Annotated in this window: 16 protein-coding genes and 7 pseudogenes; 13 read left to right on the top strand and 10 right to left on the bottom strand. The window is 60.5% G+C overall.

Annotation, left to right across the window (positions count from 1 at the left end):
• Window positions 1-161 precede the first annotated feature (161 nt).
• The 3 genes and pseudogenes from AB3X86_RS36435 to AB3X86_RS36425 form a co-directional block, all read left to right on the top strand.
• A complete protein-coding gene (locus AB3X86_RS36435; RefSeq protein WP_368599702.1) occupies window positions 162-686 on the top strand; it encodes a hypothetical protein in 525 nt (174 codons plus the stop codon).
• Window positions 687-1014: 328 nt separating this feature from the next.
• Window positions 1015-1677, top strand: a pseudogene (locus tag AB3X86_RS36430) (STAS domain-containing protein); the annotation flags it as partial.
• A 192-nt stretch (window positions 1678-1869) separates the two neighbouring features.
• Window positions 1870-1977, top strand: a pseudogene (locus AB3X86_RS36425) (hypothetical protein); the annotation flags it as partial.
• 70 nt (window positions 1978-2047) lie between these two features.
• Here AB3X86_RS36425 and AB3X86_RS36420 read toward each other — a convergent pair.
• A complete protein-coding gene (locus tag AB3X86_RS36420) occupies window positions 2048-2239 on the bottom strand; it encodes a hypothetical protein (protein ID WP_368599704.1) in 192 nt (63 codons plus the stop codon).
• Between the two features lie 23 nt (window positions 2240-2262).
• Here AB3X86_RS36420 and AB3X86_RS36415 point away from each other — a divergent pair, with 23 nt between their 5' ends.
• A complete protein-coding gene (locus AB3X86_RS36415; protein ID WP_368599701.1) occupies window positions 2263-2409 on the top strand; it encodes a hypothetical protein in 147 nt (48 codons plus the stop codon).
• A 59-nt stretch (window positions 2410-2468) separates the two neighbouring features.
• Here AB3X86_RS36415 and AB3X86_RS36410 read toward each other — a convergent pair whose 3' ends face one another.
• Both AB3X86_RS36410 and AB3X86_RS36405 read right to left on the bottom strand, forming a co-directional pair.
• Window positions 2469-3788 carry a sorbosone dehydrogenase family protein gene (locus AB3X86_RS36410; protein ID WP_368599700.1) on the bottom strand — a complete coding sequence of 440 codons (1320 nt, stop codon included), beginning with the start codon at window positions 3786-3788 and terminating at the stop codon, window positions 2469-2471.
• Window positions 3781-4242: a DUF2231 domain-containing protein gene (locus tag AB3X86_RS36405; protein ID WP_368599699.1), complete on the bottom strand. Its 462-nt coding sequence runs from the start codon at window positions 4240-4242 to the stop codon at window positions 3781-3783. The genes AB3X86_RS36410 and AB3X86_RS36405 overlap by 8 nt, the downstream gene beginning before the upstream one ends.
• 476 nt (window positions 4243-4718) lie before the next feature.
• Here AB3X86_RS36405 and AB3X86_RS36400 point away from each other — a divergent pair, with 476 nt between their 5' ends.
• Window positions 4719-6599 (top strand): thiamine pyrophosphate-binding protein, encoded by a 1881-nt coding sequence (locus AB3X86_RS36400; protein WP_368599698.1) that lies wholly within the window; start codon window positions 4719-4721, stop codon window positions 6597-6599.
• A gap of 252 nt (window positions 6600-6851) precedes the next feature.
• Here the strand turns inward: AB3X86_RS36400 and AB3X86_RS36395 are convergent.
• A pseudogene (locus tag AB3X86_RS36395) lies at window positions 6852-6974 on the bottom strand (IS630 family transposase); the annotation flags it as partial.
• 616 nt (window positions 6975-7590) lie between these two features.
• On the opposite strand from AB3X86_RS36395, the pseudogene AB3X86_RS36390 reads away from it, so the two are divergent.
• From AB3X86_RS36390 to AB3X86_RS36375, 4 genes and pseudogenes are all read left to right on the top strand, one after another.
• Window positions 7591-7980, top strand: a pseudogene (locus tag AB3X86_RS36390) (MgtC/SapB family protein); the annotation flags it as partial.
• Between the two features lie 82 nt (window positions 7981-8062).
• Window positions 8063-8272 carry a hypothetical protein gene (locus AB3X86_RS36385; protein WP_368599697.1) on the top strand — a complete coding sequence of 70 codons (210 nt, stop codon included), beginning with the start codon at window positions 8063-8065 and terminating at the stop codon, window positions 8270-8272.
• Window positions 8273-8898: 626 nt separating this feature from the next.
• The gene (locus AB3X86_RS36380; RefSeq protein WP_368599696.1) at window positions 8899-9039 is read left to right on the top strand and encodes a hypothetical protein; all 141 of its coding nucleotides are present in this window, start codon (window positions 8899-8901) and stop codon (window positions 9037-9039) included.
• 678 nt (window positions 9040-9717) lie between these two features.
• Window positions 9718-9834: pseudogene (locus AB3X86_RS36375) on the top strand (AAA family ATPase); the annotation flags it as partial.
• Window positions 9835-9916: 82 nt separating this feature from the next.
• Here the strand turns inward: AB3X86_RS36375 and AB3X86_RS36370 are convergent.
• Window positions 9917-10324: pseudogene (locus AB3X86_RS36370) on the bottom strand (site-specific integrase); the annotation flags it as partial.
• Window positions 10325-10650: 326 nt separating this feature from the next.
• On the opposite strand from AB3X86_RS36370, the gene AB3X86_RS36365 reads away from it, so the two are divergent.
• Window positions 10651-11415, top strand: a complete 765-nt coding sequence (locus AB3X86_RS36365; protein WP_368599695.1) for an RraA family protein — start codon at window positions 10651-10653, stop codon at window positions 11413-11415.
• A 258-nt stretch (window positions 11416-11673) separates the two neighbouring features.
• On the opposite strand, the gene AB3X86_RS36360 is transcribed toward AB3X86_RS36365, so the two are convergent.
• From AB3X86_RS36360 to AB3X86_RS36345, 4 genes are all read right to left on the bottom strand, one after another.
• Window positions 11674-11976: a VF_A0006 family four-cysteine protein gene (locus AB3X86_RS36360; protein WP_368599694.1), complete on the bottom strand. Its 303-nt coding sequence runs from the start codon at window positions 11974-11976 to the stop codon at window positions 11674-11676.
• A gap of 577 nt (window positions 11977-12553) precedes the next feature.
• Window positions 12554-13066, bottom strand: coding sequence for an SOS response-associated peptidase family protein (locus tag AB3X86_RS36355; RefSeq protein ID WP_368599693.1), 513 nt, complete (start codon window positions 13064-13066; stop codon window positions 12554-12556).
• A 315-nt stretch (window positions 13067-13381) separates the two neighbouring features.
• Complete coding sequence (locus AB3X86_RS36350; protein ID WP_368599703.1) at window positions 13382-13852, bottom strand: RES family NAD+ phosphorylase; 471 nt, start codon at window positions 13850-13852, stop codon at window positions 13382-13384.
• A complete protein-coding gene (locus tag AB3X86_RS36345) occupies window positions 13849-14304 on the bottom strand; it encodes an antitoxin Xre/MbcA/ParS toxin-binding domain-containing protein (RefSeq protein ID WP_368599692.1) in 456 nt (151 codons plus the stop codon). Before AB3X86_RS36345 ends, AB3X86_RS36350 begins: the two co-directional genes overlap by 4 nt.
• Before the next feature lie 553 nt (window positions 14305-14857).
• On the opposite strand from AB3X86_RS36345, the gene AB3X86_RS36340 reads away from it, so the two are divergent.
• Both AB3X86_RS36340 and AB3X86_RS36335 read left to right on the top strand, forming a co-directional pair.
• Window positions 14858-15913, top strand: a complete 1056-nt coding sequence (locus AB3X86_RS36340) for a hypothetical protein (RefSeq protein WP_368599691.1) — start codon at window positions 14858-14860, stop codon at window positions 15911-15913.
• Window positions 15914-16080: 167 nt separating this feature from the next.
• A complete protein-coding gene (locus AB3X86_RS36335; protein ID WP_368599690.1) occupies window positions 16081-16890 on the top strand; it encodes a PDZ domain-containing protein in 810 nt (269 codons plus the stop codon).
• A gap of 249 nt (window positions 16891-17139) precedes the next feature.
• On the opposite strand, the pseudogene AB3X86_RS36330 reads toward AB3X86_RS36335, so the two are convergent.
• Window positions 17140-17590 (bottom strand): annotated as a pseudogene (locus tag AB3X86_RS36330) (SET domain-containing protein).
• A gap of 281 nt (window positions 17591-17871) precedes the next feature.
• Here AB3X86_RS36330 and AB3X86_RS36325 point away from each other — a divergent pair.
• Window positions 17872-18185: transposase (locus AB3X86_RS36325; protein WP_368599689.1), on the top strand; the 314-nt coding region annotated here is incomplete at its 3' end.

Raw genomic sequence — 18185 nt, 5'->3', positions numbered from 1 at the left:
CCGGCGCAGGCTTTGCGATCGCGGCGACGATACTTCTCGTGACCCTGACACAAAAGTTTTCTTCGGGCGGCTGGGCGACCCTGTCCGTGACGTTGCTGGTGATCGCGGGCTGCATGGTAATACGGCGACAATACGATTGAGTCGAGGACAGGCGGCGCGAAATGGATGCGAACTTTGCCTTGCCCGCGCACGAGTTCGTTTCCGCCTGCACGCAAGAGTCGATATCGGGTCACCAGGTCGCGGTGCTGCCTGTTACAGAACACTGGGGACCGGCGGTTCACACGTTCTTGTGGATTCAGCAGCTGTTTCCGGAGCAGTTTCGCGCCGTCGTGCTCGTCGGTGTGGTGAAGGTGCAGGCGGAGGCACTCGGCACGCCGGAGGCCATCTGGCGCAGGCAGGAGCGCCTTGACGCGTCACTGCATCAGCTGGAAGCCTATTGCTCGAAAGCCGGCCTTTGTGTCACTCGCACGGTTGGCAATGGTATAGATACTATCGTGGAGCTGGAGCGGCTGATTCTGGCCACGGCGGCGAGTTTTCCGGGATGTGTCTGCTTTTCCAATCGACTGATCCTGCCGGTAGGCCGGCGTTTCGGCGAATGGCTGCACAACCAGACCGCGCTCGGCCTTCAGCGCCGCCTGCATCTGCAGGGCATCCCGTTGATCATCCTGCCAATCTCGTTGAGGTAGCGGGCCTTGAGTGGATCTCGGCGGCTATAACGCGATTGTCTTTGTCGCAAATCCCGCACGGCGTTGGGACCTGTTCCACGATTTCGATGGACTGCATGATGTTGCGCAGGACCAGTAGCGGGGGCTGGGGAGATATGCGTTGCGTCGGCGAATTTTTTCGCCCGCGTACGTCAAGCAATTGGATTCGCAATTGTTGTCATCGGCTTCGCCGTAATCGTGGCGTATCTACTGAACGGGAAACCTGGGCCGCGAACGCCGGCCAGCGGATCGGGCTCGTAACGCAAGGTGTTACGGCAAGGGATTTGCGGCCACGTCCAGCTACGGTTGATGCCTGAACATGGTCGAGGTCCAAGGCGTCCTGCGGCTTTATCGGCTGCGCAAAAGAGAGTTCGTGCAGGCGGTGGTGTGCTTTGTCGGCGTTGCAATTCTCAGTGTCGTAAACGGCATTGCACTGGCGCTGTTGCTCAGCGTGCTGTCTTTTCTATGGCGCGCCTGGCGTCCCTACGATGCCGTGCTCGGACGCGTCGACGGCCTGAAGGGCTATCACGACGTGTCGCGCCATCCGGAAGCGCGGCGCGTGCCCGGTCTTGTGCTGCTGCGCTGGGATGCCCCCCTCTTTTTCGCCAATGGCGAGATCTTCCGCGAGCACGTGTTGCGCGCCGTCGATGAATCGCCCGAGCCGGCACGCTGGATCGTCATCGCGGCGGAGCCCTTCACCGACATCGATCTCACGGCCGCCGACGTGCTCGAAAGATTGCACGGCGAACTGGCCGGACGGCAGCTCAAACTGTGTTTCGCTGAACTGAAAGGCCCGTAAAAGACAGTCTCAAGCACTACTACATGTTCGACATGTTCGGTGACGGCCGCATCTACCCGACAGTCGGGGAGGCGGTGAACGGCTATTTGCAGACCGCATCGCGTCGAATGGCACGACTGGGAAGACGAGACATCGACCTCAGATCGCGGGCCAACTCGCCCGATTGGAACATGATTGTTGTGTCCGATGTTGCATGTCCCGCGCGCTCGGTGTCGTGTCCGGCGACATCGGCGTAAGTCCGATTTAGGCGTTGCGACAAGCGGTCGTCGATGCGGGCTCGATGAACCTGCAGATTGTGATGGGTGTGCTATATATCATCGTATGGGCCGTCGTGACCGTCGTGATGCTGAATAGGCGTGGTACGTGATGCTCGCCGACAACGAGGGTGAAGGCGGCATCATCGCGCTGAGAGCGCTGATGCGCCCGGGCTATGAAAAGGCGGAGAGAACGGCGCCGCGCACGTTGCGACGGACCGGACCGTCCGCCGCCACGAGATTCTATAGCGAATCGATGATCACGCCCACCGTGTCCGTCGCTTATCGCTTCAGTTTCCGTCGATCGTCATCGGCTGCCGGTCAAGCCGCGACGCTGCTGTTGCAGCCCGGCTCGCGTTCCAGCAGCCGTTCTTCCGCGCAGAGCCTTCGTGCGCGCAGATTCCGAGCGTAATCAGCGCGATGCGCGCGACGATCATCGCTTCACGAGCGGTGATCTTGAGGGCGACGACGACCCCGAGCAATCGAGCTCGGCATTCTGCCACGCGTGCACATAATTGACACATCGAAGGAGCGACGCGGGCAGCCCCATTCACCCGCCGTGAATGCGATCGCGCTCATACCGGTGCTGTTCCTCGTGCTGGTCATTCGAGGCTCGGCTCACCTCGGCCTATGGCATTGCCCTTGGGCTTAGGATGCCGATACGTCGCCCCAGAGCGTGTATCGCGCAACGTGTGGCGGTGGCCCGTGGGGTCAGCCGCCTGCACCCGTCACGCGCCACACTGTATTGCCGACATCATCGGCGATCAGAAGACCACCTTCGCGATCCTGAGCGACGCCCACCGGCGCGCCATACAACTCTTTCTGATCCGGCGATGTAAAGCCCGTCACGACATCCTTCGGCACGCCGACCGGCTTGCCGTTCGCGAACGCCACGTATGAGACCACGTAACCGCTCAACGGCGAGCGGTTCCAACTGCCGTGCTCGCCGATGAACGCTCCGCGGCGATACTGCGAGGGCAGATTGCTGCCGGTATAGAACACGAGTCCTAGCGGCGCAACATGCGAGCCGATCGAGAAGTCGGGAGGAATCGCCTTCGCGACGAGGTCGGGACGCTGCGGTTGAGCGCGAGGATCGACGTGCTGGCCATAGTAACTGTAGGGCCATCCGTAGAAAGCGTGTTCTTTCACTGACGTCAGATAATCGGGCACCAGATCGGGGCCGATCTCGTCGCGCTCGTTCGCGATGGCCCAGAGTCGCCCCGTCGACGGTTCCCATTGCAGACCGGTCGGATTGCGAATGCCCGCGGCGTAAATGCGGCTCGCGCCCGTCGCGGTATCGACCTCGAGCACGTCTGCGCGCCGGTACTCGATGTCGAGGCCGTTCTCGCCGACATTGCTGTTCGAGCCGACACCGACATACAGCTTCTTGCCGTCGGGACTGGCGAGCAGGGCCTTGGTCCAATGATGGTTGACCGTATCGGGAAGATCGGCGAGTTCGACGCCGCGCTCGCTGATGCTGGTTTCGCCCGTCCTGTACGGAAACTTCAGGATCGCATCGGTATCGGCGACATACAGTGTGTCGCCGACGAGCTGCATGCCGAACGGGGAGTGCAGGTGGTCGATGAACACATACCGCTCCCATTCGCCGTTACCGTTGGCGGGTTTTCTGAGCAGCGTGATGCGATTCGCGCCCTTCGCCTTCTTTCCCGACCTGGCTTCGATCAGCCCGGCGATCACCTGCTTCGGCGTGGTCACGGCCTCTTCGTTCGGGCTATTGGATTCCGCGACGAGGACGTCGCCGTTCGGAAGCGTATAGACCTGACGTGGATGCACGAGTCCCGAGGCGATCTTCTCGATCTTCAGGCCTTCGGCTACCTTCGGCGTCGCGCCGTTTTTCCATCCCGCGAACTTGGGCACCTGCATCGGCGGCGCGAAGAAGTTGCGTGCCTGCGGTATCGACGGATTCGCTCCGGCCTGCTGCGAGGGATCGTACTGCGCCTGTTCGTTGCAGCCGCTCATGAGCGCCGACATGGCGATGAAAAGCGCGCTGCCGGCGATGCGCTTATCCATGGGTCACCTCCATGAGATCGAGCCGGTTCATCGCCATGGCAATGTGCGCGATGCTCAGCAGCACGACGGTGATGACCGAAAGAATCACATTGTCCGGAACCATCGCATACGCGTCGCGGCTATGCACGAACGCATTGACGATCGCCGCGATGATGGCGAGCAGATTGAGCCAGAAGTCGATTCTTTCGATACGCGTCACCCGGCGACGCCGCTGCAACCATACGTGACCGAAATTGAGCAGCCGCGGAATGATGGCGATGACGAGGCCCACCGTGACGAGCCACGCCGCGCCCTTGCCCCAGAACACGTTGCGCGTGCTCATGTAGGTCAGGTCGAAGATCAACGCGCCGACGAACATCCCGTACGGAACGGGGTTCAACAGCTCGAAAATCGCGGCGGTGAGTCGCGATGGACGTCTGGCCGAATGTCGGATAAGGGACGGCGGGGCGGACATGCTTTTCCTTTGGGTGTCGGAGCCGGTGTCCTCATCGCGTGCATTAGGCATGCCTGAACGTTGCGCTTGACTGTCGGTCGCCGTCGCTTGCGCGGCCGGGCATGCCCGGTGCTGCATGCGTAGACATCCGTTGGCAGCGTCGCGAACGACAGACGGCAGGACTCACGATGAAACGATTCATAAGAGTGGTGTTGCTAACTACGCTATTGGTATCCAGCCTGGCGGCCTGTCAGAAAGCGCACGAGGCTGGCAACGACAGCATGAGCGCGGGCGGCGGCAAGATGGACGTGTCGGCGTCCGAACCAGGGAACAGCGCTTCGACCGGAGCGGGCCAGTAGCGAAGCAGCGGATTTCCCTGGAGCCTGCGGGAGCGGGATTTGCTCATTCCACCGGCCGGTCCGTTACCCGCAGGCATGGCGCGTGGTCATGCTTATCAGTTACCGCACCCGGGTCTCCCGGCGCAAAGGAGCACGCTCATGCCTTCGACCCCAGCAGATTCCGGTAACGAGGCCGCGGACGAAACGCAGCCGTCGAATCCCAGCCCCGACGCGCCGCGCTCCGATCGCCGCCGCTCGTTGCTCAAAGCGGCAGCGGCCGGCGGCGCGGGACTCTTCTCTGCGCAACTCGTACCAGCGCAGTCCGATGCGCTTGCTCCGCACGGTCAGCCGGTGAATCAGGACCGGCAACCGTCGTTCGACGTTGCGCAAGATGCGACGACTGCCGACGTGATCGTCGACACGCTGCTCGCATGGGATGTCGATCACGTGTTCGGGATGGTGGGCGACGGCATCAATCCGCTCATCGAAGCGCTGCGCAAACGGCAGGACAAGATCCGCTTCATCGGCGTGCGACATGAAGAAGCTGCGGCGTTCATGGCGAGCGGCTGGGCCAAAGCGACCGGGCGTCTTGGCGTGTGCCTGGCCACGACGGGCCCCGGCGCCGTCCATCTGACGAACGGCCTTTACGATGCGCATTTCGACGGCGCGCCGGTGCTTGCCATCACCGGACTGACGTTTCACGACCTGCACGGCACCCGCTTCCAGCAAAGCGTGAACACGCCCGCGCTGATGGAGGATGTGGCGCTTTATAACGTCGCCGTCACGGGCCCGCGGCATGCACTCGTAGTGACGGACCTCGCGTGCCGCCATGCGCTGGGTCAGCGCGGCGTCGCACATCTGGCGGTATCGAAGGACGTGCAGGCGCAGCGGCTTGGGGATGACAAGGCGTCGATGGAAAACCATGGTTTGCGGACATCGACCGCATGGAGCCGTCCGGCATCGACGCCATCGAACGCGGACCTGCAGGCCGCCGCCGCGCTGATCAACGCCGGCAGCCGCGTCGCGGTCCTGGCGGGGCAGGGCGCGCTCGGCGCGCGCGACGAACTCGAACGTGTGGCCGCGCGGCTCAATGCGCCGGTTGCCAAGGCGCTGCTCGGCCGCACGGTACTGCCCGACGATTCACCGTTTTCGACGGGCGGCATCGGGCACCTCGGCACGATGCCGTCCGAGGAGGCGATGCATCGTTGCGATACCGTTCTGATCGTCGGTTCGACGATGCCCTGGGTCGATTCCTATCCGAAGCCCGGCGCGGCGCGCGGCGTGCAGATCGATGTGCGGCCGGAACGGATCGGCCTGCGCTTTCCTGTCGAGGTGGGGCTCGTGGGCGACACGACGGAAACGTTGCGCGCGCTGCTGCCGTTGCTGCGGCAGAAGGACGAGTCCTTCCTGCGCGACATCCAGGCGCGCGTCGCGCAATGGAACGCACTGCTGGAGCGGGTCGCCGCAGTCGAGCGTAGCCCCCTTCGGCCGCAAAGCGCGATGCGCGCGATCAGCGACGCGCTGGCGCCGGATGCGATCGTATGTCTGGATTGCGGCGCGAACACGCATTTCGCCGCTCGTTTTCTCACGTTGCGAAGGCAGCAGCAACTGGTCGCGACCGGGATGCTCGCGACGATGGGGCCGGGCTTGCCGTTCGCGATCTCCGCACAGTTGGCGAACCCCGGCCGTCAGGTCGTCGCGATAGTCGGCGACGGCGGTTTTGCCATGTTGATGGCGGAGCTTTCGACGGCGGTCAAGAACCAGCTACCGGTGAAAATCGTAGTGATGCGCAACGACATGCTGGGCGAAGTGGTGTTCGAGCAGAAGGAACTCGGCAATCCGCCTTACGGCTGCGAGCTTGGCCCAATCGATTATGCACAGGTCGCAATGGCGTGCGGTGCCGACGGCATCCGGTGCAACGAGACCGGAGCGTTGCGCTCAGCGCTAGCCGCAACGCTGGCTTCGCCGCGAGCTGCGCTGCTCGAGCTGCGCGTGGACGCCGCGGAACCGGTCACCACGCCGGCGCGGTTGAAAGCATAGTGCCCGTTATCCAGCCGGCGCGCCAGATCGATGCCACCATGGCACGACGAAACGGATATCGGGAATATCGACGCCCATCCCGAAAGCGTTGGTCGGGATCATTACGCGCACGTCGCCCGCTACGCTTTCATAACGGATGTCTCATAAGGATGGGTTCTGGCGAAGAGTGGAAAACGCACCGCAGGTTGGCAGGGGACTGCCTTCTTCCGCATGAGGCGTTCCCCGGAAGAGCACTTACGTCTCGGCTATATTCCACGTGTATGCGGTCTGCCGCGCCGCTCCGACCATCTTTGCCGCTTCGGCGGGCGTCTTGCCCGCCAACATCAAGCGACCGGCACGCACCCGCTTGCGCGTAGCGTCGTCCATTTTGGCCATCAACCGAGTCCCCCTTCAACGTGATGACCGTATAACGCGCCAGTAGAGAATCGGTTGTCGTGAATTTAGTAAAACTCAATAACAGCATGACCCTGCCTCGCTCGCGTATCATCTCCAGCGGACGCAGGACCCAGTCGGAGTCCAGGTGATGTCTGAGTCCGTACTCGTGGATGAGATGATTCGCGCTTTCAGTTGTTGGGCTTTCGCCAGACGCAGCAACGGACAGGAAAGCGTAGGTGGCGCCTTCTACGTTGTCGTAGCGAATCATGCAGAAGGTTCGGCCAGCGTCCTCCCACAAGACATCCAGGGAGTAGTCGCTCGAGGTTTTGCCGAGAAACGTAGAAGTGTTCATCTGGCATATACAGCGTTCACGTTGTATCCCGAGGACCGGTGCACCCAAAGACCGCAAGAAGGCTGTCCAGGGTACGCAGTGACGAGGATCGTCGGAATCACTGGGCCTGCGGCGATCAGATGAAGATAAAGCTCGACCCCTGTCATCGTGGGCATGTGAATGTCGGCTACCAGACAGCGGGTAACAGTAAGCTCAGGAGATGACAAAAATTCGGCGGCCGACGCGAAAATGGCAACGGAATACGCTAGCGATTTGAGCAGTCTCGGACACTTCGGTCCCGCCATTGCGGGGACAGCGCTCGTGCTGTTGACCAACACCTTGCTGCGCGAGGTCAGCCACGCCATCAACGCTACACCGGTTTCGGCTGCCGACCTTGTCCGCGAATATGTTCTGGGCGTCGTGTGCCGGGAACAGGACGAGATTCATATCCGCACGGTGATCTCGAATTCGATGCACTCACAGCCGTTGTCGTTCCAGAGCCTCGTTAGCCAGGACGTCGAGGGTGACGGGTCGCGTGTCGCGGTCACGGCGACCGTACGCGTGCATCCGAAGTACCAGTCGAAGCTGGAACTGATGGCGAGTCGAATCAGCATGGAGAAGGGCGTGTCCAGTATCAGCTGGTCGGCAAGGGACACCGAACCCGTGCCGGAATGAGCGCCGAATCCCGGAGATATCGCTGGGACATCACCCGCTGATGAAGGTGGCTTCGCCCGCTCCCTTTAATGAAGGAGAGTACATGCTAAGTCCGCACGAATATGCAACGCTGGTGCTGGTACGAGACGCGCCCGCGCAGATTGACCGGGAGAGAGGCGAGTTCAAAACGCTGCTCGAACAGCGGCTGATCGAGCTTGAGTGGAATGGAGAGGATGGAGGTCTGCCCGTGCTGACGGGGCAAGGGCGAACGCTGCTTGAAACATTTGATGGCCTCTTTGCAAATCCAGCCTGAGCCGCCACCGCGAGGCCTATTCCGTCCGAAATATCCAGAAACAGACCGCCTGACAACGACCGTCGTTTACACAGAAAATACGGTCTTGCTTACGAATCCACGTTGACTTGCCTGCTACCCGTCTCCTAGACTTTAAAAGTCTCCACAAAAGGGGCTCGTGCCTTGGACTCTTGCAGTAGTCGACATTCGAACCAGTTCGCTGCCTGACCGGCAAGACGTCCGCGCCCGCCTTTTCCAGCCGCCGCCCTGCCAGCAGGCAGACGGTGCGCGTCGTAGCAATATTCCCGTGCACCCTGTTGATTAACAACATGCGGAGCCGCCTTCGGGCGAACCGCATGACGTCGCGCTGCACAGACTGAACTGGTGGCGCGCCCCTTCGCGCCCGGTCAATTGATTGGAAAACCGGCGCGCGGCGAAACACGCGTGCAGCAATCGCTACATGCGAACTTGAAGCAGAACGGAGTCGAAATGCTGGACAGTGACAGTTATCCCTTATGGCAGTCACCTCGATCATTAACCGAGGAAAGCAGGTAGGCCACGACCGGGTTCATTTGACGCGTCGTCCGGTGCCCGTGTCTGCTGGCTTTCCACAATCACGCGTCGAGCCAGACGCACGGAGCAATATCATGAACTTCGGCCTCCTCCTGTCGAACCTGCCACACGTCGATGAAGCGCGCCTCCACTACGACGCGATGCTGTCGCTGCAGCAACACGACTCCCACCGGTTCGCCACCTTCTGGCACCGTCTGAAATCGCTCTTCTCCTGAGCACCGTCGTCGACCTGTTTCTGCTGAACGCGCTGACGATCGTCACCGAGTTCATCGGCATCACATTCGTGCTCGACTTCTTTGGCCTCTCCAGGGTCGCGGGCGTGTGCGTGGCGGCAGCAACAATCGCCTCCTGAGCGGTTGCACCCGGTAAAACGGCCAATCACCGCTCGAAGTCGCGTGGCAGAAAAATTGGCCTATCTCCTTCGCGAAGAGTAGGCCGGCAAGCACACGCCGGAACCAGGGATCGGTGCCGGACAAAGGAGTCTGGTCGAATAATCTGTCAAACAACGAACAACCTGATTGTTCATCCAATCGCTGGATGTTTTTGCATGCCTCAGGGACTTTCCCACTCTGCCAGCGATTTCATGGATGGAAGAACCCATGTACCACGGCCAGCGTGCCGGGTGATAGGGCATCACCCGGTTCGTGAGGTGATGTTTGTGCCTGACGCTGTCGCGTGGAAACTGTCCGGAGCGGGCGCCTGTCCCGCGTTCCAGCGGCGTATATTGAATATTGGGTACGACCTTGGCAACTGTATCGGAACGCAGTAGCCGCAAACTTCGTTTCCCATTCGCCAAATCGTTGGTCTCGGTGGTCTGAATCATGTTGCGCAAGACCCGCAGCCAGCTTGTAAGGTGCTTACTACGTAGCCGCCGGTTATCCGGTACGCCGAGCCGCGAGCATGCCGACCTGCTTCCCGAGCATTTACGTAACCGGCCGTCTTCCCTTAATCCCGCACCCGCCGAACCCGTCCGTCGACGGCCAGGCCGCCCGAAGAGGAGCTCACCCGACACAACATCGGCTGATCACCGGTTACACAGGGTGGGGATTTTTACTTCGACACTACTGGGGAAATTACGGTCGGCATTGACACCGCGCCATACGCGACCGACAGCGCGGTCTGGTGCTTCAGGTTGCCGGCGGCCTCGATGAGCCGCCGCACTTCATCGGGGCTGAGCACGACGGGCAATACGCGGGGCACGCGTACCGGTTGCATCCTGACCATCAGCTCGGGCCGGTCGAGCGTGACCGTGAAGAAGAACTTCAGGCCGGTGATCGCGTGGTTCAGCGACACGGCCGATGTGCCGTGGTCGACCAGATGGAGCTGGTAGCGTCGCAGGTCCTCGACGGTGGCCGTGTCAGGTGAGCGCCCGAGAAACCGGGAGAACTCACGCACGATGTGCAGATAGATGTCCTGCGTCTTGGGGGCAAGCTGGCGCATGCGCATGTCGTCGATCATGCGCTGGCGCAGCGGACTGACGTTTGACTGCGAGGAGGTCATGATGGGGCTCCTGCTGGAGAACGAGGCGGATTGCCTCATTCGCCAACATACGGAACCGCGATGCCGGCCTCTCCCTGACCACCGGCGTCTGACCGTAGCCCCTACCGCGCGAGCGGTTTAGTCCTTCGACCCTCTCCGGCCGGTCGGGCTAGCGCAAGGTCAACGGCTGCTTCCAAAGTCCACCGGACGTCCAAATCTTCATGAACGGCGGCAAGTGCTCTGCTGGAACGACAAACGTCCGCATCTAACAGTGACGGCACACAGCAAGATCATGGCATGCACACCGGTGCCGGCTCCGGCTTATTTAAGCTTTGAGGACAAGATTGATGCGCAATCACTTCCTGGCCAGAGTATTTTTAAAGCAATCAATCCGCCCCGGAGAAATTGACATGAGCTCGCCTTCCATAGTGCGTCCTTCAAATGAAATCATGAAGCGCTACCAGACATTGCTTGCGTCTTACGAATCCGTCACATGTGCATTGTCCGATTGCATGGGACGGTTCGGCGCAATGTCGGTTCAGATGCGACCGATCTTTGAGCCCGTCGCTTTCGTCGGCACCGCCGTGACGGCGCAAACCCTGGCTTCTGATCTCGCCGCGCCTTTCAAGGCGATCGACATCAGCGAACCGGGCGACGTGGTAGTGATTGACGCGCACACGGCCGCCAGCACAGCATTCTGGGGCGAGAACATGACGCTTTCCGCGCTGAATCGTGGCGTGGTGGCTGCAGTCATCGACGGTGCTTGCCGGGACGTCCCCGAGATACGACGTCTACGATTTCCAGTTGTGTGCCGAGGGATCGTTCCAAACGTCGCAGCCATCGCGGGATATGGCGAAGTCAATGTGACGGTTCAGTGCGGCGGCGTCGCGGTCTCCCCGGGAGACGTTGTGGTTGGCGATGAAAACGGTGTCGTAGTGGTCCCAATCGCCCAATGCGAGGACGTTCTGAATAGAAGCGAGCAGTTGCTGGAAGCTGAGCATGTACTCCAGGATAAATTGCGCGCCGGTGGCACCATCGGGCAACTCATAAATGTAGACAGTGTTTTCGCATCAACCTTCTCTTATCAGCAGCGTGCCCTGAAAGGCGACTAGGTTCTTGCCCTCGAGGTCCGTTTCTAAGGTGCAGCCGACGCTAGAACGTCAGAGTCGATTCGCGGCCCACCGACCGAAACTGGGGCCGCACAGAGCCCGACGGCGACCGGTTCAGGACGACCTGTTGCGGACCTTGGGACCTTCCGAAAGCAGCCGTCCATGTCACGGTCACGCTACGTCACGACGGGGCGAGGTCAACGAAACAATCGAAACTGAATCTTGCGAATCTCAGCGCTGCGATCGTCAACGACGTCGGTGCTACATCTGGTTTTGACGTCGGCATGCATGCAGTATCTCGTTGACCGCGAACGCTCCTCTCACGGTTTGCACATTTTGCAGAACACACAAGTAATACGCTCTTTCGCGCGGCAGAAGCATTGCGCCATTTCGGTAAAGCGCGTCGCACGAGTTGCTAATCTCGCGAGCCGCAAAGCTGCTCTGACTATTTGCCAACGAATGCAGAATGCATTGATCGTAGTCTGAATTATCACCACCGTATGCCAAGGCCGAGAGCGGGGTAGCGAGCGTGATCGAGAGAAAGAGATAAGCGAGTTTGAGCATGCTTGTAGCCGAGGTCCGGAGGTATCACAGGGTGCAGCCACCGATTGTCGACGATTCAGGCCCCAATGTCGAACGTCTCAGACTGGGCCCATGTGAGACGGCTTTGCACGCGCCCTGTCGTCGTCAACACTTCCCAGAGAAAGGTTTGGGCAGGTTCCACTGCGGTGCCATCTTCATGCACTAGTAGCGGAAAACCCGCGAACGAGCGTTCCTCCACCACGCAGTGGTCGTCGGCGAGGATGAGCCTCACAGGGCATGCTCCTTCAGGACGGCCGCGGCCTCTCTGAACCCGCAGCCTGTGAGGTGCATCGTGAGGTCCAATGCGCCGCCACCGCCACGCTGCGCGCGACTGTCCCAGAACTTAGGGCCAGTCAACAATAGTTCGAACTCACGCCCTCGGACATTGGCATGCCACCGGCGCGTGGCAGCGTTCTTGGTCGGCACGAAGGAGGCGTCAGGCTTCGCGTGTTCTGCAAGTGCGCGAAGCACGATGGCGGCGTCGAGCTGGTGCCATCGCTGTAGGGTCAAGTTATCCACAGGCATTGCCCTCCCCCGGACCCCCTCCCGCCACTCGCCTCTACGAGGCAATAGGGAAAGGCAAAACCAGTCTATACCATGGGAGCCGCCAGGTAACTATTTGTACCCCTAAGAACATAGTGAACGAGAGCGTATGCGAGCCGTCGACTTCCTTCCAGGTGCGCCAGAATCCCGCGATCGCGAGTGGATCGCCGTTCCCTGTGCCGATCCTCCAACGCACCGCTTTGCCCGTCTCGTAATTGGGTTCGAAGAACGCACGGCATGAGACAAGGCAGATTTGCAGATTCTTCCACGCGCCGCTGAAGCTGCGCTTATCCCCGACTGATTCCGAACGCGCGTTCATCGTATCGAACGCCTTCACGCCCGGAGGGATATGCCGCCGTGGAACGATCCCGAACGAGGCTCCAACTGTTTCGAACGCGTCACCACGGCGCCGGAAGATCGGGGCGTAGTAGTCTTTGTAGATCTCGCGCTTGTAGTCGAATTCAGGCTCCGGGAACAGGCTAAAAACCTCCCAGGCGTCGTTAGGATTGGCTTCGTAGCTCGTGCACATCAGCTTTCTCCGATATCGCGCCACGTTTTGCTGCCGCTGGCGGGCAAAAAAAAGACCAAAAGATATCAAGTGGTTGCGTCTCGGCCCAATAGCTCCAATGCACCCCCTATCTCTTTGCTATCGAATCGAAATAGTCTCGCGTCACCAGACCATCGACGAACCAGCCGGCATTTATTCGCTTTCCGGGCGATGCTACACGAAAAGGCCCGGTTTTTCGTTGGCTAGCTGAGGCGTACCGTCTACTGGCCGCAGACGAAGGTCTAGATTTTGCGTATTGTCTTCAGGTGCCTCATTGGAGTATGGCAGTACGGATATTCAGCCCCGAGTCAGAAGCTTAAGGATTCGGTCATCGTGCTTTACGTGGAGTGTGTCGACAATCCGCACCGTGTCGGCGGCGGGATGGACTGGGTTGAACAGGAAGTTGTGGGCAAAAGGAACGACCGCGCTCGGTACCTTTAACACGGCGCTCGTTTCTGTCTGCAACCACTCTGTGCCGGCGCCGCGCGACCAGTCAGAATTTTGCCGCCAGTCGTCCGGAACGTCGGCGTCCGCGATCTCAGCGACTAGAACGTCATCGCCTACCTCGACGCGCAACAGTTGATAGCCGTCAGGTAGCTGACCCACGCCTGCGATCTCCATATGGACGAGAATTTCGAGGAGAGCTAGCGCCGGGTGTTCGGCCAGGTAGACAATGGGTTGTCCCGCGAAATGCCATCGCCCAGGAGTGCGTAGTCCGCCTACGCCTCTCAGATCCGCGTAGTTGCTTATTCTCCAAAGGACCATCAGGCGAAGTACCCTTCGTCTATCTGGACAAGGGCTTCCTCAACGAGACGTGCCCCATGCTCGGTGCTTGCCATATCGAGTGCCGACTTACCGCCAAAGCGGGTCTGACCGTTCCTGAGCCAGGCCATTGCCTTGTCCTGGTCACCGAAGGTCGAAGTGGCTTGAGCGAGAATCTTTGCGAGCCGAATTGCCTTGTCGGACTCGTCCGTCGACAGCCGCTCGTGATGTTGGCGCCGATGTGTCAGCGTGCGTCGCGGGATGATGAAAGCGAGCTCGTCCACCTTCAGGCCGCGCTCGGACAGCCGGTCAATCACAGCAACGTCCACACGGGCATTTGCTATCTCTGCCAGATCAGCGCCAGACTGAACCCGGGCATCGAGTAACTGCTCCAGCATGGCAAACTCGGCCCGCCTCGGATCCGCCGCGCCAGTCGGTTTGAACGAAACGATTGTCATGGAGCCTCCTTCGGCAATATGCCCATATATTATAGGCGTTTTGCCGATTCGGTGGCCAGTCGGCGATGCGGCGATCGTGGCGGCGGCGCGCCGCTACAGCGGTCCGCCGAAAACCCGGTAATCGTTGTGTGACGATCGTTGGACTCAGGTTGTGAAGCGTTGCGAGCCATATCGCCTCGCTTCCAGGGACTCAATGTGTTCCAGTTGACGGGAACATCAAGCTTACGCTACTGTATAAATATACAGTTAGAGGCCGCGTTCTCTTCAACGATGAACGTTCGCGCCATGGCGGACTCTAGTCCGAGTCACGCGTCCGGGTCCGAATACGACCTGACGGTCCGGCGCCTGATAGCTGAGGTTGTCAGGATGCGCCAGCTCGTGGTTGAGATGGACGGCCTCTGCGGCGCAGTTCAGCGGGCTTGGCACGACGAGACCCGCTCGAATCTCGCGGCGCTCGAGCGTTTGCGCAAGGGATAAACACTGTGCGGGCACTCAATCCACGAGGGCGAGGTCTTTGCCGCCAGCGGGACGGTGCTTCGTACGGGGCGGCTCGTTGGGACCAGCGGCGTCCTCGATCCGACTCGCATGCCTGTCGAACCCGAACGCGCTGGCGGTCCTGAACTCCGAGGAGCTAGCCGACGGCGCATCCGGCAAAGGCGAACTCTACCGGGTGCTCACGAAAGGCGACGACGACCAGACCGCGAGCCTCCTGAAAAACCCCGATTCTCGCTTTCTGCTGTGCTCGCTCTACGCGCGCGAAAACCTCGTCGCGGACATTGATGAGGTCATGTGGCGACGGCTCGTGCAATTCTCCTGGTCCAATCCGGCGCTCAACTGGGATCGAACCTCAAGCTCAGGGCCCGACCTCGACGCCTGGAATCTGCAGGCGGCGTTGCGCAAATTTCTCACCATCGCCCCGGCTACGCCCGACTGGGTCATCCCGGTGCACCAGGTGTTCCTCGAACTCGATCCTTCGCGAACCGGGACTTACCAGAGCACGGAAGAAGTGCTCGCCGTTCTCGAACGATGGAAAGCCATTGCGGTCAAAGACAGTTTCGGCGACAAGGATCAGACGGGCTTCTTTACCCCTCTGCCGATGGCCGAGGAACTCCGAGGTCTCATCGCTGCGCTCTACGGCAAGGTGCTCATCAACAAGAAACTCGTGCCCGTGGGCAAGCCCGACTCCGAGGACGTCGCGCTGCGATGCGCCTGGTATGGCAACACCAGCGACATGAGCGAGGAGGAGATGGACGCCGCGCGCGAGAAAGACGGCACCATCTTAACGTTCGCTGCGCTCTTTAACGACTTGCTGTTGCTGAAGTTGCCGCGCCGCGCCGAGATCGAGATGGGACTGACGCACGGCCTGTCGTTCATTCACACCAAGCGCTGCGCCCAGCTAAAGGAACACTATCACGCGTTCGATCCGCGACCGGCTGACGAACTGCTTGCCGAAGCGGAAGCGGACAAGTCGCCCCAAGGGCAACGCGATCCGCTGGCTCCGTTAATGACCGAGCTGGCGGAGCAACGCGCGCTAATCGCGGGCCTGAAGCGGATCGTCATCTGGGGACTGATTGTCATCATTGCCGCTGTGGTTTTCTCTCATAGATGATCTAACAACCGGTTAGATCGGGGTCGATGCGAGAAACCAACACAGGCCTCATTCGGTGCGTCGTTCGAGTGGCGAAAAACGATGTCTTTGCTACCATCTCGCGAACTGAAGCATCGTCAAGCTGTAGCCGATTTCTAAAACAAACTCACGCCATCGCGCGGATGACCATGATCAAGAAAACCCTCCTCGGGTCGTTGGCTTGTCTTTCCATTCTTGCAGGTTGCGCCAACGGCTTTTCCCAGTATTACCACGGCATGACTCGTGAGCAGATCGACGAAAAGGTCGGTGTGAGAACCGGAGTCGAACCAAAAGCCGTCTACGCCACCGACGTCAAGGCAGAAAGCGAACATCTGGCCGAAAGCGGCTACGCTCTGGTTGGAGAATCCTCGTTTCAGGGCCCGGAGTCGCGCTTTGCCGAGTCGAAAGCCATGTCGCAGGCTCGGAGCCTCGGCGCTGACCTGGTGGTGCTCGCATCCAGCGGTGCGGGTAGCGAAACGGTCGCCGTTCCGATCGTCACGCCCAGGAGCTCCACGACCTATTCATCCTTCAGCGGCAATGCCTTCAATTCGTATGGCACGACCCACGTGAATGGTTACGGCACCAGTACGAGCTATGGAACCACGACGAACATCGTGCCGATGACGGTGCATCGCGCCAACTATTACGCCGGCTACTGGGTCAAGCAGAAGCCGGCCGTCCCGGGCGTGGTCTTTAACCCGCTGACGCCTGAGCAGCATCGCGCGATAGGCACCAACTCGGGGCTGCTCGTTCGGGTCGTCGTGATCGGGTCGCCCGCCTACAAGGCCGACATTTTCAAGGGCGACTACGTGATGGCGATCGACGGCGAACCGACGGGCGATCCGGCGAGCGCGGCCCAGTTGCTCAAGGCCCACGCGGGACAGGTGGCCAAGATCTCGATTCTTCGGGACGGGAACGCCATCTCCAAGGATGTGCAGCTTGCGCCTGCGTCAAATTGATGCGGATGGCGCTGACGCGGCGCAATTGTGACATCCGCACATATAGCCGGAACGGGTCAACCCAGGTGTTGCATTAATCGCCGACAAATTGCCTTGCCGCCATGGATATCGCCTGTTGATCGGCAATGCGCCCAACCATCGCAATTAGGCGCCCATCTGTGCCGCCAAGAAGCCATGCTCAGATATCGGCGCGCGGGGTGTCTGTATCAGACGCCGGAGATATCGCGCGTCGGACGGTCTGCAGGAGGATTATGCCGACGCAGGATTGCTGCCCAGCATGGTTCGGCGGCATCCCGATGCGCCACAATGGCACGTGTACTGGATCCGGATGTCGTCGGTGACCGCGCCGTCGACTGACAGACCGTAGTCGATGAAGAGCTCGTCACCCGGTGCGATAGGCGCGAGGGTGTGAATGAATACCCTGTCGCCCGTCTCGATGGCTTCCGAGTTTGGGGGGGCAGGCATGATTCAGAAAGCGGGCACTGTTGCCACCCCGGCCGCCGTCGATCACACGACCATCAGACAGACCGAATACGAACGTGTGGCCAGCCTCAGAACGTTGGAGGGCAGCGGCGCGCCGCCAGCTGGTCAATTCCCCCTTGTACTCGATGACCCGTTCGCCCGCGGCGATTGGCTGTAGCGCGAACAGTGCCATGCCATGTACGGGAGAGCGTCGTGCGGTGATGCGTCGCAATCGCATGGTGTCGTTTCCTTCGGGTACGTCGGTCGGTGAGGCGGGTTGATGGTCGATCCGAAGCATATCGCTGCGATCGCTGCCGTTCAATGACTTCCATTTAAAACTGCAACTAACAGTCAGCGTCATTCGCCATCGCACTCGGGCTTCGCCCAAAAACCAGCTCACAAAAGGTGAGCCAGGCCGGGTCACCGTCGCGGCGGGAAGTACGTGACAGGCGCACCGGCTAGTATGCTTTGAACCGCCCCGGGATTTCCGGAGGCTCCACTTCTTGAGAAAATGGAGCTATGGAAAACACGAAGAAGAAGTGCCCAAGGTACTCGCCTGAAGTTCGTGAGCGGGCTGTGCGAATGGTTCTGGAACATCAAGGCGATCACGACTCGCAATGGAAAGTCATCGCGTCGATCGCGGCGAAGTTTGGCTGCTCGGGCGAGACACTGCGCAGCTGGGTGCGCAAGGAAGAGCGGAATCGGGGTTTGCGCCCGGGCACAAGCACGCAGGAGCAGGATCGGCTCAAGGAGCTGGAGAGGGAGAACCGTGAGCTGCGCCAGGTTAATGAAATCCTGCGCAAGGCGTCGGCGTATTTCGCACAGGCGGAGCT

The sequence above is a fragment of the Paraburkholderia sp. BR14374 genome, from assembly GCF_040948685.1.
Lineage (GTDB): Bacteria > Pseudomonadota > Gammaproteobacteria > Burkholderiales > Burkholderiaceae > Paraburkholderia > Paraburkholderia youngii.
Note: the sequence above shows the minus strand (reverse complement) of the source record. Positions and strands in the feature narration are given on the sequence as shown.